This is a genomic window from Aerococcus kribbianus, from assembly GCF_026805545.1.
Classification (GTDB): domain Bacteria; phylum Bacillota; class Bacilli; order Lactobacillales; family Aerococcaceae; genus Aerococcus; species Aerococcus kribbianus.
In genome coordinates this window covers 218,811-243,362 of record NZ_JAPRFR010000002.1, presented here as the reverse complement: position 1 = coordinate 243,362, position 24,552 = coordinate 218,811, and the positions used below count along the sequence as shown (strand labels likewise).

The 24,552-nt window shown below is 35.5% G+C and carries 41 protein-coding genes, 12 tRNA genes and 1 rRNA gene; 47 read left to right on the top strand and 7 right to left on the bottom strand.

Features of this window, described 5'->3' with window-relative positions; translation table 11 throughout:
* The 13 genes from rrf to OW157_RS06165 all read left to right on the top strand — a co-directional run bounded on the left by rrf (position 1) and on the right by OW157_RS06165 (position 1,190).
* A 5S ribosomal RNA gene (rrf, locus tag OW157_RS06225) occupies positions 1-115 on the top strand.
* A 9-nt stretch (positions 116-124) separates the two neighbouring features.
* A tRNA-Asn gene (locus OW157_RS06220) sits at positions 125-198 on the top strand.
* A gap of 32 nt (positions 199-230) precedes the next feature.
* Positions 231-317, top strand: a tRNA-Ser gene (locus OW157_RS06215).
* A 15-nt stretch (positions 318-332) separates the two neighbouring features.
* Positions 333-404, top strand: a tRNA-Glu gene (locus OW157_RS06210).
* A 7-nt stretch (positions 405-411) separates the two neighbouring features.
* Positions 412-484 (top strand) — tRNA-Val (locus tag OW157_RS06205).
* 3 nt (positions 485-487) lie between these two features.
* Positions 488-560: transfer RNA gene (locus OW157_RS06200), tRNA-Asp, on the top strand.
* A gap of 27 nt (positions 561-587) precedes the next feature.
* Positions 588-660: transfer RNA gene (locus OW157_RS06195), tRNA-Phe, on the top strand.
* Positions 661-665: 5 nt separating this feature from the next.
* A tRNA-Tyr gene (locus OW157_RS06190) sits at positions 666-746 on the top strand.
* 22 nt (positions 747-768) lie between these two features.
* Positions 769-839 (top strand) — tRNA-Trp (locus OW157_RS06185).
* Positions 840-852: 13 nt separating this feature from the next.
* Positions 853-925 (top strand) — tRNA-His (locus OW157_RS06180).
* A gap of 8 nt (positions 926-933) precedes the next feature.
* Positions 934-1,005: transfer RNA gene (locus OW157_RS06175), tRNA-Gln, on the top strand.
* Positions 1,006-1,016: 11 nt separating this feature from the next.
* Positions 1,017-1,087: transfer RNA gene (locus OW157_RS06170), tRNA-Cys, on the top strand.
* An 18-nt stretch (positions 1,088-1,105) separates the two neighbouring features.
* A tRNA-Leu gene (locus OW157_RS06165) sits at positions 1,106-1,190 on the top strand.
* Positions 1,191-1,322: 132 nt separating this feature from the next.
* Here the strand turns inward: OW157_RS06165 and OW157_RS06160 are convergent.
* From OW157_RS06160 to OW157_RS06145, 4 genes are all read right to left on the bottom strand, one after another.
* Positions 1,323-2,423: a site-specific integrase gene (locus OW157_RS06160; RefSeq protein WP_268752482.1), complete on the bottom strand. Its 1,101-nt coding sequence runs from the start codon at positions 2,421-2,423 to the stop codon at positions 1,323-1,325.
* Between the two features lie 391 nt (positions 2,424-2,814).
* Entirely contained in the window at positions 2,815-3,582 is a 768-nt protein-coding gene (locus tag OW157_RS06155) for a DUF1828 domain-containing protein (protein ID WP_268752481.1), read from the bottom strand.
* A 17-nt stretch (positions 3,583-3,599) separates the two neighbouring features.
* The gene (locus tag OW157_RS06150) at positions 3,600-4,064 is read right to left on the bottom strand and encodes a DUF6978 family protein (protein WP_268752480.1); all 465 of its coding nucleotides are present in this window, start codon (positions 4,062-4,064) and stop codon (positions 3,600-3,602) included.
* A 22-nt stretch (positions 4,065-4,086) separates the two neighbouring features.
* Complete coding sequence (locus OW157_RS06145; protein ID WP_268752479.1) at positions 4,087-4,815, bottom strand: S24 family peptidase; 729 nt, start codon at positions 4,813-4,815, stop codon at positions 4,087-4,089.
* A 148-nt stretch (positions 4,816-4,963) separates the two neighbouring features.
* On the opposite strand from OW157_RS06145, the gene OW157_RS06140 reads away from it, so the two are divergent.
* Both OW157_RS06140 and OW157_RS06135 read left to right on the top strand, forming a co-directional pair.
* Positions 4,964-5,239, top strand: coding sequence for a hypothetical protein (locus tag OW157_RS06140; protein ID WP_268752478.1), 276 nt, complete (start codon positions 4,964-4,966; stop codon positions 5,237-5,239).
* 29 nt (positions 5,240-5,268) lie between these two features.
* A complete protein-coding gene (locus tag OW157_RS06135; protein ID WP_268752477.1) occupies positions 5,269-5,445 on the top strand; it encodes a hypothetical protein in 177 nt (58 codons plus the stop codon).
* Positions 5,446-5,477: 32 nt separating this feature from the next.
* On the opposite strand, the gene OW157_RS06130 is transcribed toward OW157_RS06135, so the two are convergent.
* Positions 5,478-5,756 carry a hypothetical protein gene (locus OW157_RS06130; protein WP_268752476.1) on the bottom strand — a complete coding sequence of 93 codons (279 nt, stop codon included), beginning with the start codon at positions 5,754-5,756 and terminating at the stop codon, positions 5,478-5,480.
* Between the two features lie 137 nt (positions 5,757-5,893).
* Between OW157_RS06130 and OW157_RS07630 the strand changes: the two genes are divergently transcribed.
* From OW157_RS07630 to OW157_RS06115, 4 genes are read left to right on the top strand one after another with little or no spacing between them, the layout of a single operon-like run.
* Positions 5,894-6,088 carry a helix-turn-helix domain-containing protein gene (locus tag OW157_RS07630; RefSeq protein WP_417882751.1) on the top strand — a complete coding sequence of 65 codons (195 nt, stop codon included), beginning with the start codon at positions 5,894-5,896 and terminating at the stop codon, positions 6,086-6,088.
* Positions 6,089-6,102: 14 nt separating this feature from the next.
* Positions 6,103-6,351, top strand: a complete 249-nt coding sequence (locus tag OW157_RS06125) for a helix-turn-helix domain-containing protein (protein WP_268752475.1) — start codon at positions 6,103-6,105, stop codon at positions 6,349-6,351.
* A 13-nt stretch (positions 6,352-6,364) separates the two neighbouring features.
* Positions 6,365-7,237, top strand: coding sequence for a DUF3102 domain-containing protein (locus tag OW157_RS06120; protein WP_268752474.1), 873 nt, complete (start codon positions 6,365-6,367; stop codon positions 7,235-7,237).
* Between the two features lie 25 nt (positions 7,238-7,262).
* Positions 7,263-7,763, top strand: coding sequence for an ORF6C domain-containing protein (locus tag OW157_RS06115; RefSeq protein ID WP_268752473.1), 501 nt, complete (start codon positions 7,263-7,265; stop codon positions 7,761-7,763).
* A gap of 59 nt (positions 7,764-7,822) precedes the next feature.
* On the opposite strand, the gene OW157_RS06110 is transcribed toward OW157_RS06115, so the two are convergent.
* A complete protein-coding gene (locus OW157_RS06110; RefSeq protein ID WP_268752472.1) occupies positions 7,823-8,389 on the bottom strand; it encodes a hypothetical protein in 567 nt (188 codons plus the stop codon).
* Between the two features lie 61 nt (positions 8,390-8,450).
* On the opposite strand from OW157_RS06110, the gene OW157_RS06105 reads away from it, so the two are divergent.
* Entirely contained in the window at positions 8,451-8,762 is a 312-nt protein-coding gene (locus tag OW157_RS06105; protein WP_268752471.1) for a DUF771 domain-containing protein, read from the top strand.
* Between the two features lie 94 nt (positions 8,763-8,856).
* Here OW157_RS06105 and OW157_RS06100 read toward each other — a convergent pair whose 3' ends face one another.
* Positions 8,857-9,036, bottom strand: a complete 180-nt coding sequence (locus tag OW157_RS06100) for a hypothetical protein (RefSeq protein WP_268752470.1) — start codon at positions 9,034-9,036, stop codon at positions 8,857-8,859.
* 162 nt (positions 9,037-9,198) lie between these two features.
* On the opposite strand from OW157_RS06100, the gene OW157_RS06095 reads away from it, so the two are divergent.
* From OW157_RS06095 to OW157_RS05970, 27 genes are all read left to right on the top strand, one after another.
* Entirely contained in the window at positions 9,199-9,393 is a 195-nt protein-coding gene (locus OW157_RS06095; RefSeq protein WP_268752469.1) for a helix-turn-helix domain-containing protein, read from the top strand.
* Positions 9,390-9,554: a hypothetical protein gene (locus OW157_RS06090; protein WP_268752468.1), complete on the top strand. Its 165-nt coding sequence runs from the start codon at positions 9,390-9,392 to the stop codon at positions 9,552-9,554. Before OW157_RS06095 ends, OW157_RS06090 begins: the two co-directional genes overlap by 4 nt.
* A gap of 16 nt (positions 9,555-9,570) precedes the next feature.
* Positions 9,571-9,756 (top strand): hypothetical protein, encoded by a 186-nt coding sequence (locus tag OW157_RS06085; protein ID WP_268752467.1) that lies wholly within the window; start codon positions 9,571-9,573, stop codon positions 9,754-9,756.
* Between the two features lie 76 nt (positions 9,757-9,832).
* The gene (bet, locus tag OW157_RS06080; protein WP_268752466.1) at positions 9,833-10,675 is read left to right on the top strand and encodes a phage recombination protein Bet; all 843 of its coding nucleotides are present in this window, start codon (positions 9,833-9,835) and stop codon (positions 10,673-10,675) included.
* On the top strand, positions 10,665-11,591 hold the full coding sequence (locus OW157_RS06075) for a PD-(D/E)XK nuclease-like domain-containing protein (RefSeq protein ID WP_268752465.1): 927 nt from the start codon (positions 10,665-10,667) through the stop codon (positions 11,589-11,591). Before bet ends, OW157_RS06075 begins: the two co-directional genes overlap by 11 nt.
* A gap of 17 nt (positions 11,592-11,608) precedes the next feature.
* Entirely contained in the window at positions 11,609-11,809 is a 201-nt protein-coding gene (locus OW157_RS07625) for a Thoeris anti-defense Tad2 family protein (protein WP_417882750.1), read from the top strand.
* A 22-nt stretch (positions 11,810-11,831) separates the two neighbouring features.
* On the top strand, positions 11,832-12,596 hold the full coding sequence (locus tag OW157_RS06070) for a conserved phage C-terminal domain-containing protein (protein ID WP_268752464.1): 765 nt from the start codon (positions 11,832-11,834) through the stop codon (positions 12,594-12,596).
* Positions 12,577-13,410, top strand: a complete 834-nt coding sequence (locus OW157_RS06065; protein ID WP_268752463.1) for an ATP-binding protein — start codon at positions 12,577-12,579, stop codon at positions 13,408-13,410. Before OW157_RS06070 ends, OW157_RS06065 begins: the two co-directional genes overlap by 20 nt.
* The gene (locus OW157_RS06060) at positions 13,407-13,607 is read left to right on the top strand and encodes a hypothetical protein (RefSeq protein ID WP_268752462.1); all 201 of its coding nucleotides are present in this window, start codon (positions 13,407-13,409) and stop codon (positions 13,605-13,607) included. The genes OW157_RS06065 and OW157_RS06060 overlap by 4 nt, the downstream gene beginning before the upstream one ends.
* Positions 13,597-13,986: a RusA family crossover junction endodeoxyribonuclease gene (locus OW157_RS06055; protein ID WP_268752461.1), complete on the top strand. Its 390-nt coding sequence runs from the start codon at positions 13,597-13,599 to the stop codon at positions 13,984-13,986. The genes OW157_RS06060 and OW157_RS06055 overlap by 11 nt, the downstream gene beginning before the upstream one ends.
* A 199-nt stretch (positions 13,987-14,185) precedes the next feature.
* On the top strand, positions 14,186-14,665 hold the full coding sequence (locus tag OW157_RS06050) for a single-stranded DNA-binding protein (protein ID WP_268752785.1): 480 nt from the start codon (positions 14,186-14,188) through the stop codon (positions 14,663-14,665).
* 15 nt (positions 14,666-14,680) lie between these two features.
* Positions 14,681-15,271, top strand: a complete 591-nt coding sequence (locus tag OW157_RS06045; protein ID WP_268752459.1) for a hypothetical protein — start codon at positions 14,681-14,683, stop codon at positions 15,269-15,271.
* A complete protein-coding gene (locus OW157_RS06040) occupies positions 15,258-15,443 on the top strand; it encodes a hypothetical protein (RefSeq protein ID WP_268752458.1) in 186 nt (61 codons plus the stop codon). Before OW157_RS06045 ends, OW157_RS06040 begins: the two co-directional genes overlap by 14 nt.
* The gene (locus OW157_RS06035; RefSeq protein ID WP_268752457.1) at positions 15,436-15,603 is read left to right on the top strand and encodes a hypothetical protein; all 168 of its coding nucleotides are present in this window, start codon (positions 15,436-15,438) and stop codon (positions 15,601-15,603) included. Before OW157_RS06040 ends, OW157_RS06035 begins: the two co-directional genes overlap by 8 nt.
* Positions 15,603-15,836 carry a glutaredoxin family protein gene (locus OW157_RS06030; RefSeq protein ID WP_268752456.1) on the top strand — a complete coding sequence of 78 codons (234 nt, stop codon included), beginning with the start codon at positions 15,603-15,605 and terminating at the stop codon, positions 15,834-15,836. Before OW157_RS06035 ends, OW157_RS06030 begins: the two co-directional genes overlap by 1 nt.
* 119 nt (positions 15,837-15,955) lie before the next feature.
* On the top strand, positions 15,956-16,399 hold the full coding sequence (locus OW157_RS06025) for an ArpU family phage packaging/lysis transcriptional regulator (RefSeq protein WP_268752455.1): 444 nt from the start codon (positions 15,956-15,958) through the stop codon (positions 16,397-16,399).
* A 973-nt stretch (positions 16,400-17,372) separates the two neighbouring features.
* Complete coding sequence (locus OW157_RS06020; protein ID WP_268752454.1) at positions 17,373-17,684, top strand: HNH endonuclease; 312 nt, start codon at positions 17,373-17,375, stop codon at positions 17,682-17,684.
* A complete protein-coding gene (locus tag OW157_RS06015; RefSeq protein WP_268752453.1) occupies positions 17,677-17,934 on the top strand; it encodes a hypothetical protein in 258 nt (85 codons plus the stop codon). The genes OW157_RS06020 and OW157_RS06015 overlap by 8 nt, the downstream gene beginning before the upstream one ends.
* A gap of 123 nt (positions 17,935-18,057) precedes the next feature.
* Entirely contained in the window at positions 18,058-18,594 is a 537-nt protein-coding gene (locus tag OW157_RS06010) for a helix-turn-helix domain-containing protein (RefSeq protein WP_268752452.1), read from the top strand.
* A gap of 1 nt (position 18,595) precedes the next feature.
* Positions 18,596-20,317 (top strand): terminase TerL endonuclease subunit, encoded by a 1,722-nt coding sequence (locus OW157_RS06005; protein ID WP_268752784.1) that lies wholly within the window; start codon positions 18,596-18,598, stop codon positions 20,315-20,317.
* Between the two features lie 12 nt (positions 20,318-20,329).
* Positions 20,330-21,514 carry a phage portal protein gene (locus tag OW157_RS06000; RefSeq protein WP_268752450.1) on the top strand — a complete coding sequence of 395 codons (1,185 nt, stop codon included), beginning with the start codon at positions 20,330-20,332 and terminating at the stop codon, positions 21,512-21,514.
* Entirely contained in the window at positions 21,495-22,154 is a 660-nt protein-coding gene (locus OW157_RS05995) for a head maturation protease, ClpP-related (RefSeq protein WP_268752449.1), read from the top strand. The genes OW157_RS06000 and OW157_RS05995 overlap by 20 nt, the downstream gene beginning before the upstream one ends.
* Before the next feature lie 21 nt (positions 22,155-22,175).
* Positions 22,176-23,330 carry a phage major capsid protein gene (locus OW157_RS05990; protein WP_268752489.1) on the top strand — a complete coding sequence of 385 codons (1,155 nt, stop codon included), beginning with the start codon at positions 22,176-22,178 and terminating at the stop codon, positions 23,328-23,330.
* Positions 23,331-23,344: 14 nt separating this feature from the next.
* Positions 23,345-23,506: a hypothetical protein gene (locus OW157_RS05985; protein ID WP_268752448.1), complete on the top strand. Its 162-nt coding sequence runs from the start codon at positions 23,345-23,347 to the stop codon at positions 23,504-23,506.
* Positions 23,507-23,516: 10 nt separating this feature from the next.
* A complete protein-coding gene (locus tag OW157_RS05980) occupies positions 23,517-23,795 on the top strand; it encodes a phage head-tail connector protein (RefSeq protein ID WP_268752447.1) in 279 nt (92 codons plus the stop codon).
* On the top strand, positions 23,779-24,144 hold the full coding sequence (locus OW157_RS05975) for a phage head-tail adapter protein (protein WP_268752446.1): 366 nt from the start codon (positions 23,779-23,781) through the stop codon (positions 24,142-24,144). Before OW157_RS05980 ends, OW157_RS05975 begins: the two co-directional genes overlap by 17 nt.
* Positions 24,141-24,551: an HK97 gp10 family phage protein gene (locus OW157_RS05970; protein WP_268752445.1), complete on the top strand. Its 411-nt coding sequence runs from the start codon at positions 24,141-24,143 to the stop codon at positions 24,549-24,551. The genes OW157_RS05975 and OW157_RS05970 overlap by 4 nt, the downstream gene beginning before the upstream one ends.
* Position 24,552 lies beyond the last annotated feature (1 nt).

Genomic DNA, 24,552 nt, shown 5'->3' with positions numbered 1-24,552 from the left:
GCGGTGGCGATGGCAAGAAGGACACACCTGTTCCCATCCCGAACACAGTAGTTAAGCTTCTTAGCGCCGAATGTAGTTGGGGGTTTCCCCCTGTGAGACTAGGACGTTGCCGTGCTTTTAATTTTCCGCAATAGCTCAGTTGGTAGTAGCGCTTGACTGTTAATCAAGATGTCGTAGGTTCGAGTCCTACTTGCGGAGTAAGTTGAGATATTCTTTAGGTGTCAGCTCTTGGAGAGTTGTCCGAGAGGCCGAAGGAGCACGCTTGGAAAGCGTGTAAACAGGAAACTGTTTCAAGGGTTCGAATCCCTTACTCTCCGTTTTTATTTTCGACTGGCCCGTTGGTCAAGCGGTTAAGACACTGCCCTTTCACGGCGGTAACACGGGTTCGAATCCCGTACGGGTCATTAACACGGAGAATTAGCTCAGCTGGGAGAGCGTCTGCCTTACAAGCAGGATGTCGGGGGTTCGAACCCCTCATTCTCCATTTGGTCCCGTAGTGTAGCGGTTATCACGCCTCCCTGTCACGGAGGAGATCGCGGGTTCGATTCCCGTTGGGACCGTTAATTGAATATATTATTTATTGTTATGGTCCGATAGCTCAGTTGGTAGAGCACGTGATTGAAGCTCACGGTGTCGGCAGTTCGACTCTGTCTCGGACCATTCATGGAGGGATAGCGAAGTGGCCAAACGCAGCGGACTGTAAATCCGTTCCTTCGGGTTCGAAGGTTCAAATCCTTCTCCCTCCATTATTTATGTTTTGGAACGAATAGGGACATAGTTTAACGGTAAAACTACGGTCTCCAAAACCGTCGATCTGGGTTCGATTCCTAGTGTCCCTGTTAATTTAATATGGCGATTGTGGCGAAGTGGTTAACGCATCGGTTTGTGGCACCGACATTCGTGGGTTCGATTCCCATCAGTCGCCCTTTTTATTGGGATATAGCCAAGCGGTAAGGCAATGGACTTTGACTCCATCATGCGCTGGTTCGAATCCAGCTATCCCAGTTAATTAATATGGCGGTATAGCCAAGTGGTAAGGCACGGGTCTGCAAAACCCTGATCGCCGGTTCAAATCCGACTACCGCCTTATTACTTAAATTAATTTGCCGGCGTGGCGGAATTGGCAGACGCGCTGGACTCAAAATCCAGTGCCCGTTGAGGGCGTGCCGGTTCGACCCCGGCCGCCGGTATAAATAGGTAAAAAAAGAACCTCAAATATTTTTTTCTGAATAGCTAGAAATGTTGTTATATCAACGTTTCTAGCTGTTTTCTTTTGAATGAGAAAATCAAAGAATAACAAAGAAAGTAAAATAATTTTGCACTCATTTTGCACTCTCGATACTTTCTAACGCTTCAATAATTTTTGAATCTTGGAGCTGCTCGTGCTCATCTATAATATGAGAATAGGTTTTGATTGTTTCAGCGATTGACTTATGTCCAAGACGTTTGCTGATATAATGAATGTCCATGCCTTCGTAAATTAAAATTGAACAGTGTGTATGTCTTAAACCGTGAATATTTATGAAAGGTATTTCTAGTTCTTTACATACGTTTATTAGGTGTTTACGTAATCCGTTGTAACTAATTGACGGACGGTTAAATTGTAAGAATAAATAATCTGGAAATTTCTTTTGATACTTTAATTTGTATTGATTGATAATTTGATTAAATTCTTTAGTCACAACAATAGTTCTAATTGACGATTCATTTTTAGCGTTTGTAAAATCAAACGTTCGGTTATAATCATAGCCACGATTGACACTCAATTTATTGCCTTTAATATCTTTCCAAGACAAACCGTAGACTTCACCAATTCGTAAGCCAGTTAACGCTGAAATATATAGCATGATGTTATTAGGCGTAATGTCGGTCTTTAAATAGTTGATGAGTTTAGTAAAATCCTTTTTGTTCCAGTATTTAACTTTTTTGGATGGTTTCTTATCATATTTTATGACTGCGTTATACGATGGATCTTTCTTGATTAGTCCATCATGCAATGCTTCTTTTAGGCAGGATTTTAGCCTAAAATGTGTTTTTTCTACGATATCTTTACCATTGTTTTTACCACGCATGTTTAAGAAATTCTGATAGTCATGTCTAGTAATACTCGTTAATTTCTTTTTGCCAAAATAATCTTTAACTAATTTAATATCATATCGATATTTTTCTTCTGTGCTAAAACTTACTGTGCCAATCTTATAAGTCTTACACCATTTCTCGAAATAATCTGCAAAACTAATATCTTTATTCTCGATATCTATATTTTCATCTAAAGCAATTTCTAATTCATTAGCGACTATAGTTGCTTCTTTTTTAGTAGCAAATCCTTTCCTAGTTTTTGTCCGATTTTTGCCGTTTTTGTCTTGGTATGATACACGACAAAACCATTTGCCTGTGTTCTTATCTTTTTTAATGCTTGCCATCAAAATTCCTCCTATTAATCAGTGAAAAGTATGATAAAATAGGATATACAAAGAGCACTGCACTAAGTGCCTTTTGTATATCTTTTCTTTTTTTGCCTCACTCTCTGGTCGCCAAACTAGGGGAGTGGGGTTTTTATTTTAATAAGTAACTAACAATTTTTAACAACTCATTTATTTATCCTTTAATCTAATAAAAATATCTTTATGCTTATTTATTTGTTGTTTCAGTAGTTTTAATTGACGCTCTTGAATTACCTTTCTTTCACTTTTCTTTACCTCAGACATTTAATGCCCCCTCTACAAAACAACTCTTCCTACTAATTTAATATCATCGTTTTCGTCAAAGTATTGAAGCGTAGCTCTCAAATCTTATTTGATATAACGCTGCAATCTATGCACCTAATTTTCGAACAAGGTTATCTTTATCATTGAAATTTAGAGGTGTTATTTTATATGAATCTAATGCAATTAAATTTTCTTCAGAAACATTTTGAAAACCTTCTTCACTAAGAATAATATAAAGCTCTTCATTAGGTTTTCTAACGAGAGAGGTATCAAGCCAGCTGGTTAATATACTATTTACCTGTTGCTTATCAAGCCTAGTATGTACTCTAGCTAGTTTATTGATTTTATCCTGAATAAATACATAGTTAAATCTATGATTAAGTTGAGATTTACCAGTTAAACTAAAGTCTTGGAAAAAGTTGAACCGGTCACTATTATTAAAGTAACTATCTACATCTTGATAAAACTGATCAGCTACATTATGTCTGCTTAAATATGTCAAGTCGTAGATATTAATTAATAATTGAGTCATATCATGAATTGATTGGCTAATTTCCTTTTTGGGGATTAAGCGATAAATTTCATTATTATCACCTAGAGAAAAACCATGAAAAGTAATGGAATTGTTAAAAATTTCTTTTCGTTTTCCCTTTCTGCTTAAATCAATACCTGCTAGACCTAATTCCCAATATGCAAAACCATTATCAGTAACTTTGTAGAGTCTATCGTTATGTTCGATAGAAAAACTAATACCTTCACCAAAACTATCAACAAATGGGGTGTTTATTGAAATAATCTCATTTTCATGAATGTTAATTTTAGTATTCTCCTTAATAAAATTCATATAGTCATCTTTAATTTTTTCAACATCCATTTTTCACACCTCTTTGCTTAAAACATACTTTGTTGAATAGTGATGTTAGTAATATTGTTAGTATTAGTATACTTTAAAAGTGCTGTTAATACGTCATAAAAGTCATCCGTATTTGGAATAGAATCGTAAGGTAAATGGTGAGCTTTATAATATGTAACCCCGTCACCTTTTGAATAATATTCTTCCTCAGAAAAAATGTTTATGCGTGGGCCATGTATTCTACTGCCATCTGCATTCTTATGAAAACTATCATTTATATTTATCCTCAACAAGCTATAATTATACCTACATTCTCTAAAGTTGAGAACAGTCTTTGCAGGTGTAATACGATAGTTCAATAGAAAATAGTCTGAATCACTACCCTTGATAGGTATTTCTCCTTCGCAATTTTCGTGAATGCTAATTCCATGCTCGTTAAATAAAGTTTTCAACATTTTAATTAATCGATTAGCTTCTGCATCATTTATGAATAACTCGTTCACAATTACTCTCCATATTCAATTTTTATAATACTACCTTCCCAATCAAGTTAATCTCGTTACAATCATTGAAGATTAAATCATCATAATTACTATTTAACGAGACCAACCTAAGCTTATCTTCTTCTACATAAACCTTCTTCAAATAAGATTCACCATTAATAATAAATATCCCAAAAGCACCATTGTGGATTTCTTCAGTACGTTTAACAAAGATGTATTCGCCATTTCTAAAGGCGGGTTCCATCGAGTCACCCACGACTTTCAACATGATGTCATAAGGGGCATTGGGGATATCTGCTGTATGCACGCTAACAGTTTCTACTGGTTCGTCATAGACATATTGCCCTCGACCAGCAGAGGCACCGCCATATAAATACTCCTCGCGATATTCATCTAATTGATATACATTATTTTGTTCGGCTGTTTGTTCATTATATTGATTTTCAGTGTAGAGACGAACAGCTTTTTTTCTGTTATCGTTTAATTTGTTATAGGTGTTTAATAACAAAGATTCATCTTTAGGATAATTTTCATCTCGATAAGTTGTATCAATGTCACTTTTTAATATACCAAAGTAATCAGCTATTTTTTGAATAACTCCGTGAGAGGGATTAGACCTTAAATTTAAATAGTCACTAAGGGTACTTGGTTTAATACCGATACTTTCTGCTAATTGTTTTTGAGTAATACCAGAATTTTCAATATTCTTACGGATATTATTAGATATTATTTTAGTTCTTTCCTTGTCCATCGCTATCCTCCTTCTGTAACTTATACACTTATTATACTTACTTAAATAGGGAAAGTAAATGAAAACATACGAAAAAAACGTAAATAACTATTGACAATACGAAAAAAACGTATTATTATAAACGTGTACCAAGAAAGGAGGGACCAAAATGAACAAAACAATAAAAACACATCAAAATATAATTGTACTGTCTAATTTATTAAGTAATGAAATTCTTAAAATAACACTATATTACTTCGAAAAAATTATAAACGAATCAGTGACAATAGAAGATTTGAAGAAAAAGCGTATAGAAATGATGAGTGAGTTAATCTCAGAATTAGAAACTGAAAACTCTTGTTTAACTCATTATGTTGTAGAGGAAGTAGGACGAAGGTTAGAGGAAAAAGTTCAAAATTTAATAAGAAAAACCGCACTTCAATAAGGATATTATATCAAAGAAAGGAAATACTTATGAAAGACACAACAAAAACACTCGCACTAATCGCAGTAACTGTTGCAGCAGTTAAGGGATCGGAGCGAGTGAATAAAGGTACTCTCTATAGAAATATATCTCATTATTTTAAAAAGCTGCACGAGAAGCAAAACTTCATTGAGACGGGTTCAAAAGATAGGAGAGTTAGAATGTAGATTTTTTTGATAAAAGATTATTTCAGAAACCTTTAAAAATCAAACGTTACGCTATTGCCTTTTTGAATGTATGGATAGTTAAATTTGTAAATAGTAACATCCGGCCAAGTTTCTTTCTGAATTATGATGAAATTTTCGGGTTCGGTATCATCTTTTGTATAAATATCAGTTTGTATTTCATATTCAGGAGAATCATGACTATCTTTAACACTGGTAAGTAGCTGGAATTCTTGAGGAATATCTATAGAAATTTCATTAATTTGAGAATTGTTAGAAAGTTTTAATTCATACTTCATAGCATAGGCAGTCATAGAAATACCTCCTTTCTGCATTTAGGATAGATAAAACATCCAGGGCGAAGGCGTTTTATCTTCAGATAAAGTATATCAAACTTTGTCCACAGACACAATATATAGTTGTTTATATAAAAAGGAGTGTTGATTAAATAGTGTTATTGAAAGATAAAATACAACATATAGTAGATTCAAAAGATATAAGCCCATATCAGCTATCGAAGAAAATGGGCGTCAGCCCAACTCAAGTTCATAAAATCTTAACTGGAAAATCTAAGGACATGAAACTGAGCACAGCATTCAAACTAGCAGACGCACTAGGCGTCGATATTAATGAATTTAGAAAATAGAAAGGAGGGTGAATATGCAAATTACATTGAAGCAGCTTCGCAAGAGTAAAGATATAACTCAATCAGAACTAGCAGATGTGTTTAATGTTTCTGTCAGCACTATCGCGAATTATGAAATGGATTCTAGTAACATCAAAGATAGTTTATTAAAAAAGTATATGGATTCATTTAATGTAACTTATGACCAAATTTTTTTAGGAAATAAATACGAAATTTTCGAATTTGAGTGTGAAGAGAAATCGAAGATACTTTCTAAAGTTTAAGGAGATACACGATATGAATGAAATTAGATTATCTGATGATTTACATCAAATAGAATTTGAAATTAATCGTTATAAAAAGACCGCTGGCGAATCGATATGGGAAATAGGAAGACGGTTAAATCATGTAAAAGAGAAAAATCTTGTACATGGTCAGTTTGCTGGATGGTTAGAGGACCAGGGGATACATGTACGAGAGGCACAAAGAATGATGAAGGTGGCTAAAGAGTTACCAAAAACGACAACGTTGTCGTATTTAGGCGAGACCGCTTTATATCTACTTTCTACATTGCCAGAAAAAGAAAAAGAAGAACAATTCGAAAAAATTGAAGCTGGGGATACTCCGACAGTAAAAGAATTACGAACTCTAACAAAAGAACTTAGAGAAAAAGAACAAGAAATCGAGTCATTAACAAATCAAGTCAATCAACTATCAGCGCAACCAAAACCTAAACCTATAGTCGAAACCAAAGAAGTGTTAAAAGAGGTTAAACCAGCTGATTATGACAGCTTGAAAACTGATAACAAACAGCTTGCTGAACGCTTAAAAGAAGTTGAATCAAACCTCAAATATACACAACAAAAATACAGCTTGCTGGAAGAGTCAACACAAGAAGCCAAAGAGCTGGAAGCAACAATCAGACGAATGAAAGGCGAAAAGAACCGATTTGAGGCAATGTTTAGCTTAAACGATAAAACGCAAGCCATTAATGACTTCTTTGACAAGGAAATGGCGGCAGTAAGATTCAAACCGCTAGTGGACATTGTCCAGTCAGAGAAAGCATTTAACGACTTGCGCGATACCGTGAATGTTGTTGATCAGTGGGTTGAGGAAATGCAGCGTATATTACCAGATAGATATATTCGAGAAGCAGAAACTATTGAATAACACTTAAAAAGAAAGGACTTTAAAAATGAATGAATTAACACAAGAAACACCATTAACAATTTTGAAAGAAACATTAACTAAGCAGAATGATCAAGGCCAAGCGTTACTTCTGATTGTAGAGCGTATGGAAAAGCAAGAGGAGCGCGTTGATAAGAAAATCTCAACTGTCGAAGGGCTTGTTGAGGAAGTTAAAAATCATGTTCACCTAAGCGACGGAGAGGCAAATGAAATTAAGACACTTGTTAATCGTAAAGCGTGGGAGTTTTCAAAACGTTATTTTGATGCACAAAAACAAACGCCATCTCATAATTTGTTCTTATCAAAAGTTGGCCAAATGCGGCGTAATTTATATCGTCGACTAAAGAGCCATTTTAATGTGACTAAGTATACCAGCATTCGACACGTTGATTATGAAAAAGCAATGAATTACTTATCTGAAACAGTGTATGAATATATGACGCCAAATGAGTTACGAAATACGCCTAAACAATTAGAAATTATGAAATTAGAGGATAGCATAAATTGATCAAGGAGAACGAAATATGAGAGAACCACAAAGCATACCTATCATACAACTAATTGTTCTTATTTTATCTTTCTATCTAGCGAAATTGAACCTAAAGGCGGAACCCTATCTAAAGGGCCATAAATATCGAAGATGGATTGTGCGAAGTCTGAGTATCCTAATTGTTCTGCTAGTTGCTTGGATTCTATTAATATTCTTTTATTCAATTGAAAAAAACTGTTATTGACGCGGTCATAAATTGTGAGTTCTTGGCCTCTGAGTTCGCCGTTAGTTCTAAGTGTGTCATAAAGAACCTTTGCTTCATAAAAGTTGATTAAATATTTTTGAGATTCTTTTCCCATATATTTAAAATTACCATCTAATTGTTCTTCGATTAAACGAAGTATTTCTAAGTCAGCAGATACGTCATAAAGAGAAAAGACATTTTTAATAAAGAAATTAACATAAGGTTGATAAAAATTATCAAACCTTTCTTGTTGAATGCTTTTTTGTCTTTCTTTCTCATCGTTTTTAATTTGTAATTCATTACTAAATTTAACAGCTAGTAATGCAGTTATCGTTGGAAGTAAAGGTTTTATAAGGTCTACTAACCTATTAAATGCAATTTGAATTAAGTCAATATTCAATGTAAAGTTGCCTCCTTTAAGGAGATTATATCAAAAGAAGTCAGAAAGTAGGTGATTAAATATGACAATTGGAGAAGCTCTTGAATCAGCGATTAATACACAAATTGAGCTAATTAATCGGCAACATGAACAAGAACTAGAGAAGCTTAAATCAAACCTTGATTATGGATCATACGGCGATTTGAAGTGGTTTTCTGACCGAGTATCCATGAGTCCGAACAAAGCAAAAGAAAGTATTCTATATCCATTTAGAAAAGACTTAGAAGGAAAAATGGTTAAGTATCCTGAATCTAAAGGGGTGCGCTGGATGTTTAATAAATATTTCGTCAATAAGTGGTTAGCAGAAAATTTTGAAAGGGTGTTAGGAGAATGAATAAGACAATAAAAACACTCGCTTTAATCGCTATTGGTGTAGCAATCGGACGAGTGTCAACGAAATTTATTGAAATTGAATATGTATCAATCGATTAATTCATTTTAAGTTTAAAACCACAGTAACGACAAGTTGACGTGCTCATAGCTGTTGTTGGCATGTTATGACCACAATTTGGACAAGTTAAATTCTTTGTGATAGCTTGTCTAAGCTTACGTTGAATTTTAGCTTTTGAAGGTGCTTTTACTTTCACTTTAATTTTACTTCTAGCCATTTAAGATTTCACCTCACTTTATTTTATTTTCAGTAGATCAGTTGGTATTTTGGGTCGAACTACTGTTCTGTTATTATAAAATGTTTTTAGAAAAAGAACAAGTTAAATATCGGTATATTGATTTAATAACGGCTTTTGAATACAACATATGGGGGTGATGATATGAAAATCAAAGAGTTATTACAGAAATCAGGAAAAACACTTAATAAAATTTCAACTGAAACAGGAATAGTACACTCAAAACTTTACAAAATAAAAAATGGACAGCAGCAAGGTTTGAAGTTACAAGATGCATTTAAACTAGCAGACGCATTAGGCGTCGATATTAATGAGTTTAGAGAGGAAGATAAAAAATGAAATTAGAAATGAGAGATAGATTCGCCTTAATCGTAGGAGTCCAGTTACTAGCAACAGTCATTTTTGGATTGTGGACGTTAAACAATATTATGTTTGGCTACATCGCATTAACACTTGGCATATCGTGTTTGGTGCAATTAGCAGCGATTATCCCAGATTGAGGTAAAGGAGAAAAGTATGTTTAATCCCACAGGCGTATGGAATAGCCGTTTAGGCGGTTGGGAACCCGATGAAGAAGATGGTGAAGAGTATATCGTTTACTTTACTGGATCAGTTCGAGTAGTTGCTAATTCAGAAGAAGAAGCGATAGAAGGAGTTAGTGCTCTTGATGTAGAGGATTGGGATGTAGAGGTCGAGAAATAAAAAAAGAGTCGCAGAAAGCTGCGACTCCAAAGAAAAGACTTGAGTTAAGTATACCACATTTGAGGAGGAAATCAATATGGCAAATAACGAAATTATGTATAAATCTGGAAATGAAGACATTAAATTAAGCGTAGATGTCGTATCGCAATTTATTACAAAAGGTAACGGTGCGATTACGACGTCTGAAGCGTTTAATTTTATGCAGTTATGTCGTTATAACTCCCTAAATCCTTTTTTAGGGGAAGCCTACATTATTAAATTTGGCAATCAGCCAGCAGACATGATTGTTTCAAAAGACGCATTCATGAAACGCGCTGAACGACAACCTGCCTATAAAGGTTTTGATGCTGGAGTGGTGGTTGCTGATAAAGACGGCGAGATTAAGGAACGCCCTGGGACTATTTTTATTAAAGGGAAAGAAGAATTACTTGGCGGATGGGCAAAAGTCTATCGCGAAGATCGTGATATTGCGACTTATGTGTCAATCAATTTTGACGAGTTCGCTAAGCGAAAAAAAGATGGCCAATTACAAGCCACTTGGGCTTCTATGCCGGCTAATATGATTCGTAAGTCAGCGGTTGTAAACGCCTTACGAGAAGCATTTCCAGACCAATTATCAGCCATGTATACCGAAGAGGATAACCGTCCGAAACAAGACGTTACTGGCACAGTTGTCGAAGAAGAACAAGATACTAGCGAAGGGAATCAATTATTAGAAAAGCTAAATAGCAAGAAAGAACAAAAAGAGAGTGTGGATGATGAAAAAATTGATGAACCTACTGAAGAAACTCAATCCCAAGAAGAAAAAGAAACAGAAGGTGAAACATCTGAGAGTGACGAAGTAAACACTGAAGAACAGCAAGATAGTAAAAGTAAAGGGAATAATATCGGCAAAGCGGTGAACGCTGATGCCGAATAAATTTTCGCTTGAACAACTTAATAATGACGATATTTATTACAGCAACAAGGCGAGCTGGCAATATATGTCAGCTTCGCAGTTTAAAGATTTTATGACTTGTGAAGCCCAGGCATTGGCCAAGCTTAAGCAAGATTGGCAACCAACCAGTGATCCAATTGCGTTATTGGTAGGGAATTACGTCCACTCATATTTTGAGAGCACAGAAGCTCACGAAAAATTTAAAGCAAATAACCGTGATGCCATGTATAAAGAGCCAACGGCCAAAGCACTAAAACAAGGCCTTGACGAGTTAGCAATACCTTACAAAAGCACAGCAAAAAAAGACGAGCTGATGGCTTTATATGGCGATAACGAAATGCCTCATGGCGACTTATTATCACCTTTCAAAGTGGCCGAGCGCATGATTAGGCGAATCGAACAAGATGAAGACATCTTTCCAATACTTTGGAATGGCGAGCGTGAAGTGCCAGTAACTGGAAAATTTGGAGGTGTTGAGTGGAAAGGAAAGATTGACTTACTCAACATCGAAGAAGGCTATTTCGTTGATTTGAAAACCAACGCTGACTTTGGGAAACGGTATTGGGAAAAACGGTATGGCGGATGGACAAGTTTTGTCGAAGCGTTTGGATACGTTAGACAAATCGCTTTATACGAACAACTGCTAGAGCAACAATACGCCAAGAAGTTTACAGGATACATTTATGCGGTATCAAAACAAGACCCTTGCAATGTCGAAGCAATCCAAATTGACGAGTATAAAAAGCGGTTTGAGTTAGGCGAAATCGAACGGTTAGCCAGTCATTTTGAAGAAGTCAAAACGGGACAGGTTGAACCAACCGCTTGTGGGAAATGTGAATATTGCCGAGAACATAAGCGATTAACAGGATTTGTTTACAGTGATGATTTAATTGAATAGGAGGACAAAATAAAGATATGGATATATCGTCAGCAATTCGGGATGCAACAAAGGATGATTCTTGTATATACCGAGAAAAGTGGGTAAACGATTATTCTATACTTCCGACTAATACGGAAAGTGGCATGATTGTGATTTTACATGAGGAGAACGAGATTTTAGAAAATTGGCAACCAAACGCGGAAGACTTGATCGCTACGGATTGGAAGTTACGATGAATTAATTGAATAGGTGGTGCAGATGGCAACAAGAAGAATGTTTAGCCGAAAGATTACTGAAAGTGATGCGTTTTTAGACATGCCAACAAGCGCTCAGTGCTTATACTTTCACATAAATATGTCGGCTGATGATGATGGATTTGTAGGAAATGTCAAAACAATCAAGCGTATGGTGGGGTCTAGTGACGATGATTTAAGGCTACTTATGGCAAAAGAATTTTTGATTCCATTCGAAAGTGGCGTTGTCGTTATTCGTGATTGGAAAATCCATAACTACATTCAAAAAGATAGATATCACGAAACGTTTTATAAATCGGAAAAATCAGAATTGATTGAGCGTGAAAACAAGCAATACCAACGTTTGGAGACTGTGGATACAGAATGTATACAAGATGTATCCAAAATGGATACCCAGGTTAGGTTAGGTAAGAGTAAGGTTAGGTTAGGTAAGGATAGAGATAATATGTCGAGTTCTGACGAACACGACCATGGCTCTGCTATTCCATATAAAAAAATTATTGATTACTTAAACGAAAAAGCAAATGCTTCTTATCGCAGTACAACCAAAAAAACACAAACTCTAATCAAAGCACGTTTTGCAGAAGGGTTTACTGAGAAGGACTTTTACAAAGTAATTGATATAAAGACACAGGCTTGGCTGAATAACAGCAAGATGAATAAATATTTAAGACCTGAGACATTATTTGGGACTAAATTTGAAGGTTATTTGAATGAGCGGGCTATAGATACTCAAGGAGGTGGAGACTATGACAAATTGGGCTTCTAGTCTTCAGCTAGTTGAGACTGAGGATATCTGCAAGGATTGTGGAAGCCATTTATATCGACCTGCTTTTGGCAAGACAGATATCAGAGCTTGTTTATCTTGCGGCCGTAAGCGACTTGATCAAAAGAATAAAGAAATTGAATATCGTGGTGGCGATGAAATTCGAAAACGTGAAGCAGAAGAAAAGAAGCGAGATACGTATGACTGGTTAGCAAATAAGAGTATCGTCTCTGACTCAACCATCCAAAGAGCAAGTTTTGATAACTATTTCATCAAAGAAGATGAGACGAAGATAAACAAAGATAAAGCGAAGCACGTCCTAACTAATTATAAAAATGGTTATATTGGCAATACTTTTTTACAAGGTAATGCTGGAGTAGGTAAAAGCCATTTAGCGATGGCGATTCTCAAAGAACTGAATAGTGAATTGAAAAATAAACGGTGTTTATTTATCTCGATTGGAAAAGCATTACAACTCGTCAGATATAGCTACTCAGATCGTGATAGTAATGTGACGGAAGAAAACTTAATTCAAAGAATGATAGATGCGGATTTTTTGGTTATTGATGATTTGGGGTCAGAGACTGGTGCGATTGATAGCCAAAAGCAAGCAAGTGATTTTGTGATTCGGATGTTATATGCAGTGATGGAAGGCCGTCAAGATAAGAGCACCATTTTAACGACGAATTTATCAAGCCAGCAATTAGATCAGTTATATGACAAGAAGACCTATGATCGATTAATGCGTGGTGCAATGAAAGATAAAAATCATGTATTGATGTTTAAGAAAACAGAAGGGAAGCGTAAATATCTATGACAATTTTTATGGGTTTTGATGGTGTGACATCAAGTGCTGATTATTCGGGGCTTTGGCGAATCTATGATGGCGAGAAATGGTCGCATGCCTTTAGAGACAAAGACGAAGCATTAAGTCATTGTCAAAAATGGAATGGGCAAGCGATTGGGTTAGCGACAAACTTTGGATACGTCGAGGTGATGACGATTGAAAATTAAGCGATTGGTCATTCCACACGAATTAATGGACTTGAATCGATATGTTAACGCTGAACGTTCAAATCGATTTCAAGCAGCCAAAATTAAAAAAGAAAATACCTATCGCTGTGCAGTAGCGATTAAAGCGGCGATGAATGAAGGTTTAAAGATATATGACGAGGAGCTACCGCTGGACTTTCGGTTTCAGTGGTACGTTCCGAATAAGCGAAAAGACAAAGATAATATCGCCTTTGCTAAAAAATTTATTTTAGACGGTATGCTGCAATCGGGCTTGATTGAAAATGACGGCTGGAAGCAAGTCGGTAATTTTAAAGATGAATTTTATGTTGATAAAGAAAATCCAAGAGTAGTAATTGAATTAGTGACGAGGACTGAGTGAATGCCAGCATCAAGAACATATACAAAAGCGGAACGAATCGAATTAGTCACAGACAACTTTAACAAAGCGATCTATCAAGCAATCCGTCGACACGATCTGGGCTATATGCAAGACGACGATTTTGTTCGCGAAGTAAAAAGCAAATATAAAGTGTTTATGAGTACGAAAAAGAAAATTTATGGTGAAACGGGGTATTTGAATGAATGCAGATAACGTAGTAATTATCAACGGGCGCCTGGTCAAAGACGTTGAGTTAAAGACAAGTAATAGTGACATGTCTTATGCTCGCTTTACAGTTGCGGTCAATCGCTCACGAAAAGATAATGACGGGAATTATCCTGCTGACTTTTTACAGTGTGTGGCTTTTGGAAAAACGGCAGAAACAGTGTCACAATATTTCTCAAAGGGCGATATGATCGGTGTCATGGGTGAAATCCAAGATAACAATCACGAAAAAGACGGGGTAATGCATTACGAGAAACAAATTTTAGTTGACAGAATCGGATTTAGAAACAATAAACAGAATAACACCTCGAAATCAAGCGGAGAACAAGGGTATTATGCTCCGAAATCTAATACTAATACGAATAGTGCTGACCCCTTTAAAAACTCAAATAACGGCAATTTTATCCTAAATAACGAAACACCTGATTTGAACGATGACGAATTACCGTTTTAAGAAAGGACTAGTTGGATGAATGAAGAAATTAATTACGAGCAAGCCATACGTTTAGCGTGCGAACTAAAACAAATCCCAATCAGCAAACTGCATAGAAAAGGTTTGTTTCACATAGCAAAGTTTCGTTGCAATCCTTATGCGCCATTGAATTACATGGAAATGTACTGGATTAAAAGTATTTTGGGAGAAGAAACATTTGATCCAGTTGTTGTAAAACATCGGCTAGATAGAAAATCAATTTTGAATAATCTTGCTGGAGGTGTCTTGAAGAAACTTTGGGAAAAAGACGAATCTGACGGAGTCAAAGAGAAAACAGGTATCCCAGTTAGACGACAAAAACTGCTTATCGAAAACCGTAAGAAGTTATCACTTTACGAAATTAAACAAATCGAAAAAGCTTATAACATCACATTAAAAGAACTGGTGAACTCTAATAAAGAGAAAAAAGTAAACACCTATAAAAAAGAAATTTTGTCGTTTAAAAACGTTAACGGGAATTTTATATTGAGAAAACAGATTAAAAAAATAAGAGGCGAACGCAAGCCGGAAACAGGGAATGGTGTTATTTCCTACTGGGAAGGGGTTCCTAGTCGTGTATATCGTTAAGAGAGGCGACAAAGTGCTGATTGATTATGTTGCTGGCGAGATGTTGGGCACTCGACATGTCAATTACACGATCAGCAATCGCAAAACAAAAGAGTTTTACAAATTCGAGGATAAAGAACGTGCGGAACGAATTGCTAATGACATAAACGGAGAGGTAATAGAAGTTGAATAAAGAAAATTTAAAAGATTCAATAAATCATAATAAAAAGATTTTGGCAGATTTAGAAGTGAAAGAGTATGAAGAATTTGATAGTAAAGATATTTTTTATTTGGTTAATGCATTGAATTCGACGATTGAACTATGTGAGGAAATTTTAAAGGAGAATGATTAATGATAACAGTTTATAGCAAACCGAATTGCAGCCAATGCACATTTACAAAACGTATGTTGCAAGATAATAAAATAGAATTTGCAGTCAAAGACATTACAAAATCAGACGAGGCACTACAGGAAGCGCGAATGACAGGTTTTACATCAATGCCGATTGTCGTTACCGATAAAGAGACGTTTTGCGGATTTAAGCCAGATAAGATTATGGAACTAAGGAATGAAAAAGAAAGATAACCAAATTACAAATACAGTTTTTATTTAGAGTATTTTTACTGCTGTTGTTACGGATGTCATAACTGCAAGTTCTACAAATCATTACGAATTTAAAGAGAAATAAGGAGAGTGACCAGCGAGTGGTATTAGAAGAGTTAGATACAGAAAAAACAAAAAGAAAGGTTAATCGCTTGCTTGGGAAATATCACTCAATTCGACGATTAGCTGGTCAACCAATTGATCAAAAAATTACAGCTACTTATTCATTTGAACCCAAAAGTAGCGGAAGAAAAACAGATAAAATGGCAGATGATGTTGCAGTAAAAATTGAGGCAGAGGCACAATTCGAGGCGATAAAACATGCGATAAATTGTTTAGATGGGTATTCTAGGCGGCGGTTATACTTAAAATATTTTTCAAATGAAATATGTTATGACTATATGATCTATCGCGCTGAAAATATTAGCGAAGCCAGTTATTATCGAGAACTAGGTAAAGCACAGCTAGAATTTGCTGAAGCTTATAATAATGGTGAGTTACTCGTGTTTCGGGAGATTAGACAAAATGATTACAAAGATTTATAATAGATAACGTAGAGAAAAGAAGGGTACTTACAGCATATTTCCATATTAAATTTGAATTTTCTTTTCTTTTTAAATAAATTCGATAATTGCAAATTAGTCTCCACTACTTTACTAGATTGTAGAACCCGTTTGGTTGATACCTCTCTTTTCTCTATGACAATACGTTTTCACGCCTCGCAGTTTGTGAGGCGTTTTTTAGGTAGTACATTTGACTCCAAACTATAATCAAAGTATAGTATTTTTGGGAGAGGGATTATAATGTGGTCTATGGATTATATTGATTAATAAAACGAAAAAAATTGTTAAACAAACTCTCTTTTAAAACGCTCAACACTAACAACGAAGTGTCTTTATTTTTGATTTCCATAGTAGTTATACCCTTATATTATTACTATTTAACTTAGGTTAGTAGTTTGTACTGGTAAAAAGGGCAGAAAAGTTTTATATTGGTAGAGTGAAGGTAAATAACTAAACAAAATGGTGTCGTATACCCTTTAGACTACACTTACTGAAAACGTATAACGATCCTTTTCTATTCAGCCTATATAACATATTCGCATCACTTTACCTTCACACATATGGCGTCCCTTATTAATGGGGGCGCTTTTAATTAATAAAATTACGGGATATGTAAAACTTCACTGTTAGGTGTAAAATGAATTCAAAAGATGTTATGATTATTAGTGTGTGGAAGAAGATATGGTGGATACACATAAATGTCATCTTTTTATAGCTATAGGATTGCTACTTAAACTCTTTAGACATTTCTTTTAAGACTGATGATTTAGCATTATACCTTCCGCACTATTTATAGAAGCGCCTCATTTTTATGAGGTGCTTTTTTTGATGAAAAAAATGAGTGAAAAATGATGGAAAGTTGACAGAAACCTGAGTGATAAATAAGTTATATTAGTAGTATCAAGTGATGTAACATATACACAATAAATACGCTTTGATTTTATATGGAGAATGGATGAATAAGAAAGAAAGACGACAGTTTTATAACTCCACCAAGTGGAGAAAACTAAGGCAACAGATACTTCTGAGGGATCATTATGAATGTCAGCTATGTAAAGCAGAAGGTAGGGTAACTACAGGACAGACAACCGTATTAGAGGTAGACCATATAAAGGAATTGGAGCACTATCCTGAGCTAGCTACTGATCCAGATAACTTACGAACACTATGTAAGGAATGTCATAACAAGCGACATCATCGCTTTAACTATAGACCTAATAAGAAACAACAGAACAAGTGGGAAGGAGATGAATGGTTAGATGACTGAAGGTGAACTAGCATTAAGTTGGGCAGCAAGAGTAAAAGCTTATACACAGCTACTCAAGCCAGAAGAATTAACAGACAATGTCAGTGACTTGATTAGTACACTAGCATTAGAAGAAACACTGAATGAATATGTACTAAAAGAGCGATACGCAGTAGACTTTGGTTCTTTTGAAAACAAAAAGAATGAAATGAGAGAAAAAGTGATAGCTTTTGCATTGAAAATTATCAAAATTAAGAGTGAATTATCATAATCCCCCCCGGTCAAAAGGTTGATATGACAATGTTTTGTGGGAACCGGTGGGAGGGGTCTTCTGCACGACTGTCACCTCTAATTTTGTGCCCCTCCCTGGCTCAGAGGAAAGGAGAATGTGAATGTGAAGCAAATTAACGATCAAATAAAAGCTCTTCGATTAGAAAAAGGTTTAACTCAAGCAAAAATATCAGAAAAAGTAGGCATATCGGTTAATCAATATAGTCGAATCGAGAGAGGATTAACGTCTCCAACATTAGATAACCTTCAATCAATTGCCAAAGTATTGAATGTGCCTTATATTTACTTGTTAAATAATCGGGTTGAAGCAATGGAAAGTCGCGTTGAAAAGGAAGAACAACGTTTAGGGGATTTATTTAGTGGTATTTCTGATGAGAATTTTAAGTTGGTTGAAGGACTCATTCGTCAAGCTGCTCGTTTACGTGTTCTATTGGATGATAATTGGCGTGATATCTTGGAAAATGGTGAATATGAGCGCTTCAAACAATCTGAAAATATGGAGCCGTACGACCGAAAGCGACCAATTGTTGAAAATTACGATTATCGAGAAAAACAGTATGCTAACATTATCAACCAACTGACGAATTTATTACCTAAAGCATCTTCTAAAACGGCACGTAATCGACTGTTAGGTGGTTAACGTGTTAGAAAATTCCTATGTTGATGACTATATTAAACGAGTAAAAAATGGTGAGATGGTAGTAAATACTAAGCGAAAACAGTTGATTGATTTTTTGGAGAAAAAGATACTTCCTTATGATGATTTGTATTATTATGATGAACAAAAATTAAACGACTATATACAGTTTAGTGAACAGTGGTATTATCCTTTAGATGCATGGGAAAAGTTTATTGCTGCCTTTGTCTTTTTAATGGAATATGAAACAGAAGATGTTGTATTTAATCAGTTTGTATTGATTATTGGACGTGGAGCTGGAAAAAACGGATTCATTTCAACATTAGCGCATTATTTTATTAGTAGTTTACATGGAGTGAATGCTTATGATATTACTTTAGTAGCAAACTCTGAACGTCAGGCTAAACGCTCATTGAACGATGTACGTTTGTGTGTTAATAAAAAAGGGCACGAAGCCTTGAACGCTCATCCACCCGAAGATTATCTAGGAGAACCTGGAGAATTCGAGGCGTATAAATCACGTGTGTCAAGTTTAGAAACCCAATCAGAAATATTATTTGTTGCAGCTAACTCAAGCACCTTAGATGGTGGACGAGAAGGCTGTATTTTTTATGATGAATTTCATGAAATGCCTGATAGTTCGATTCCTGATGTATTAGGTGGAGGGATTGGTAAAGTTGATTACGGTCGCCAATTCTTTATTGGAACAAAGGGTTTTGTCCGTGGTGCATACTTTGATAGTAAATATAATCGGTGTGAAGATATTCTAAATGGAGAAGCGGATTATAACGGTATATTTCCATTCATATGCGAATTAGATGATATTGATGAAATGGATGATGAATCGAAGTGGGCAAAGGCTAATCCAGCGCTTGATAAACCGTTAAATAAACGCGGTAAACGATTGCTGAAAACCATTCGAGATGAGTACTCTGAGCTAGTTTATACACCCTCTAAACGGCCTGCATTCGTTACCAAACGAATGAATTTAATCGAAGGAGACATGGAACACTCCGTTGCGTCAAAAGAAGAATTAGAAGCAACAATCCAGCCGCTATTCAATCTAGATGGCCTTATACCAATAGGAGGACTTGATTATGGTTCAGTGCGTGATTTCGCCTCATGCGGTTTGTTATTTAAACGTGGCGAGGAATACTCTTTTATCAACCATAGCTTTGTTATTAAACAGTTCGTTGATGTCCATTATGGCTATTCTAATAGCGCAAATATGGATGGTGGCGGACGTAAGGCCCCCATAAGAAAGTGGGAAAAGGAAGGTCATTTAACTGTAATTGATGAACCTTCATTAAATCCTCATCACATTATTGATTGGTTTATTGATGCAAGAGAGAAATATGGTGTACAAAAGATTGTCGCAGATAATTATAAAATGGATATTTTAAGACCATTATTTGAAGATGAAGGTTTTGAAGTTGAAGTGATTAAACGACCACAATCTGTTCATCCTTTATTAGCTCCTCGTGTGGAAGATGGATTCGCTAATCATAAATTTAAATTTGGTAATAATGAAATGATGCGCTGGTTTACTTCTAATGTGTATGTAAAAGAAACTAATGCAGGAAAAATTTTTGACAAAAAGGAAGAAGTAAAACGAAAGACAGATGGCTTTCATGCATTATTGTATGCATTATATTGTGCAAATGAATTAGATGATCAAATTGATGTTGATAGTTTCTTAGACTTTACAAGTAGTTTGAATTGGTAGAGGGGGTGATAAATGGTGGGATTTATTCAACGGATTAAGGATTTTATCACATTAGATAAAGAATTTATCTTTGTTAATGGTGATATTGATCGTTTAGGAGATAAAACTTATTTAAAACGTGCAGTAATTGAAAAAGTATTAGGGTATGTTTCCCGTACCTTTAGTACAGCTGAAATACACTTTCATAGAGATGGCAGACACCTTTCAGAAGGAAAGTTCGCTGAATGGGAGCGTCTGCTTAATGCTCAACCTAATCGCAATCAAAACGCTAGTGAATTTTGGAAAGCTGCTATCTATACTCTACTGTTTGAAAATGAACTATTAGTTATTATTACAGATGATAACCAACTACTGATTGCGGAAGATTACTTCAAAGAATCGACAGCTGTATATGGTACAACATTTAAAAATGTTATTGTGAATGGCTATGAATTTCAAAGAACTTTCCGTGAAGAGGATGTTATCTATGTAACTTATAACAACGAGGAGTTATGTCGTTTAATTGATGGCTTATTTGAAGACTATGCAGAATTAATTGATAATTTGTTAAACGCGGTAAAGCGAAACAACCAAATTCGGGGTGTTATTAATTTAAATCGTACTGGTTCTTTTGCTGATGGTGAAGCCCAACAACAAAAAATACAGAATTATATTGATTCTCTTTACAGTTCTTTTAGAGATAAGCAAGTGGCTACTGTACCGAATGCTAATGGTTTTCAATATGAAGAACTGTCAAATAAAGGGACTAGAGCAATGCAGCCTTACGATGATATTGATAAAGCACGCGCTGCTTTAGTTGATGATATTGCTGAAATTATTGGTGTTCCTCCTAATTTAATACATGGTGAAAAACTCGATTTAGAAAGTAATTGGAAGATGTATCGAAATAACTGTATTCATCCGCTAATTAAATTAATTACTGATGAATTAAATGTTAAGTTGTTGTCTAAGAAGGAATATCAAAAGCACATTCGCATTCGGGTATTAAATGTTGCTTCTCCAGATATTTTTTCTATGTCAGAAGCGATTGATAAATTGGTTTCTTCTGGTTTGTTTACACCTAATGATTTATTAATCGAATTAGGGCGCGAACCATCAGAGGAAGAATTTATGAATCAACGCTATATGACTAAGAATTATCAAGAAGCACAAAAATTAGAAAGAGGTGAGAAAGTAGATGAAGAAAATCAAGATTAATGGCACAATCATTTCTAATGAATTAAAACCATTTTATGATGAATTTGGTATTGAAGCGACTTGTCCCAAAGATGTTTTAGATGCTTTAGGAGACGAACAAGATGTTCAGATTCAGATTAATAGTGGTGGGGGTCATGTCAATGCAGGGCAAGAAATTTACCATGAATTAACGCAACGTATAGGTCATGTTGAGGTTGACGTTATCTGGGCTGGTAGTGCAGCTAGTGTAATTGCAATGGCTGGAGATACTGTGCGAATGAGTCCTGTAGGACAGATAATGATTCACAACGCTTCAACTTGGGCAGCTGGTGATTCAAATGCAATGAAACATACTGCAGAAGTATTAACCAAAACTAATGAATCAATTGCAGCAGCTTATCAAATTAAAACAGGGAAATCTGTAGAAGAATTACTCGATTTAATGAATCATGAGACGTGGCTCACAGCTCAAGATGCTTTGGATTATGGATTTGTCGATGAAATTATTCAACGACAACCACCTGTTGAATTAGTAGCGAATGCTACTGCAGAAATTATTCCTAAAAAAGTAATTGATGCAATTCGAGCTGAAAAACAAAAAGAGCAAATAGAACAAAATACAAAGAAAACAGAATCGCCATTTGAGCGGTTTTTATTTTGATATAAAGGAGATTAAAATATGATGAAATTACAATTAAGTGACTCTTTCAAAGATGCACGTCAAGCTTTTATTGATGCAGTTAAAGCAAATGAAGATGTAAATATCCAGGGTGAAGCTTATGGAGAAATGATTGACGAATTAGCAGAAACAGTTCGTGAACAAGCGAAATCTGATGCCGAGGCTGTAGTTAAACAAGGATTGGCTGTACAAGAATCAAGCTTAACCCCTGAACAATATCGATTCTTTAATGAGATTGACAAAGAAGTAGGTTATAAAGAAGAAAAACTGTTACCTGAGACCACTATTAATGAAATTTTTGAAGATTTAACGACAGAACATCCACTACTAAATGCTATTGGTATGCGTTCTGCCGGCCCACGTGTGAAGTTCTTGTGTTCTGAAACATCTGGGGTTGCTGTATGGGGTAAAATCTTTGGTGAAATTAAGGGGCAACTGGACGCTGCTTTCAGCGAAGATACTGAGATTACCAATAAGTTAACAGCCTTTGTGGTAATTCCTAAAGATCTTAAAGATTTAAATGTGAATTGGATTGAAGCATTTGTTCGCACTCAAATTACTGAAGCTTTTTCTGTGGCAATTGAGTTAGCTTTTGTTGATGGTGACGGTAACGATAAACCAATAGGATTAAATCGGGATATTAAGAAAGGTTCTGTTTCAGGGGAAGTTACAACTTATCCAAAAAAAGAAGCTGAAGGGACGTTGACCTTTGCGACACCGCGAGCAACAGTCAATGAATTGACTAAAGTGATGAAATATCACTCCACTAAAGAAAATGGGCACTCACTTAATGTTTCAGGGAAAGTTGTGATGGTGGTAAACCCTGAAAATAAATGGGAAGTTGAAGCACAACATACTGTTCTAAATGCTAATGGGGTCTATGTGACTGCATTACCATTTAATATTCAAATTGTAGAATCTATTGCTCAACCAATTAATGAGGTGACAACCTTTATTAAAGGACGTTATGATGCAGTAATTGGCGGAGGAGTGACTGTCCGTAAATACGACCAAGCCTTACCAATTGAAGATATGGATTTGTATACTGCTAAACAATTTGTGTTTGGTAAAGCAAAAGATAGTAAATCAACTGCAGTATGGACGCTTGATATTCCGGAAGATGCACCAGGAACAACAATCGACACCCCAGAAGCATAGAAGGAGGATAAAACATGGCAAAATTCAAAGTTTTGAATAAATACAAAGATTTAGAATTAGACCGTGAGTTGGAACCTGAAGAAGAAGTAGAAATGACGGTTAAACGTGCTAAAGAAGTTGAGAAAAAATTAGCTGAACAAGTACCCAATAAAACCTTCCTAGAACGTTTAGACTAGGAGGTTTTTTATGGCTATAGATCAGTATATTGAAGAACTAAAGCAATTCTTGCGTATCTTCCATTCAAGTGAAGATGACTACTTACTGTTCTTATTATCTGCTTCAAATGATGCTTTATCTCCGTTGTGTGGGTTAACAATGACAAATAATCGGTTTAAAGAATTAGTGTTTAATCGTGTGCGTTACGCATATAACGGTGACCTTGAGTTTTTCAGTGAGAATTATCAAAGTGAAATTCTTGATTTATCATTGATGAAATTAGGTGAAGAAGATGCATCGACAATATAAAAAGCCACAGACAGATATTGGAGAACTGAGGACACCTATTCACTTTATTGAATTGGGGCAGACGGGACCCAAACCCACTGATAAATCAGAAGAAGTGATTCAGTTTTACTGTTTTGCAGAAGTCTATAATCCATCTTTTAAGGATATGGAGGTTATGAAAACAAAAGGAGTCGAGCAAGGGGTGACGGTTAAAATACGTGACCCTTTAGGCGATTATTATCCTTCAAATCATCATTTAGTTCGTATTAATGACCGTCGGTTTATTAATAAGCTATGGCGTATTATCTCAATTCGTCCTGATATACAAAACAGTGATTTTATTATTCTTGTATTGGCGGTGAATGAATGAGTATCAATATAAAGGGTTTAGATAAAGTTTTAAAAAATATGGAAAAAGAATTAGGCGAACGGAAGATTTCACGTGTGCAAAATAAAGCGATACGAGAAGCTGGTGAACCTTTTAAAGAGGGATTAAAAAAAGCAGTTAATGTGTATGCTGATTATGGCTATACGCGCGATGAAGTAGTGATAAGTGATCCAAGAAAACAAGCGGATGGTAAACGTAAAGCTAAAGTGGGTTGGAACGGTCCGCATCAACGGTATCGTTTAGTCCATTTGAATGAATTTGGCTATACTCGATGGAATCGACGGTATTCCCCACCAGGAAAAGGTGTTATTCGTAATTATATTGATGGGGCTGAATCAATATTTTTAAGTGATGTAAAAGACAGCATTATGAAACAGATGGATATGTAGG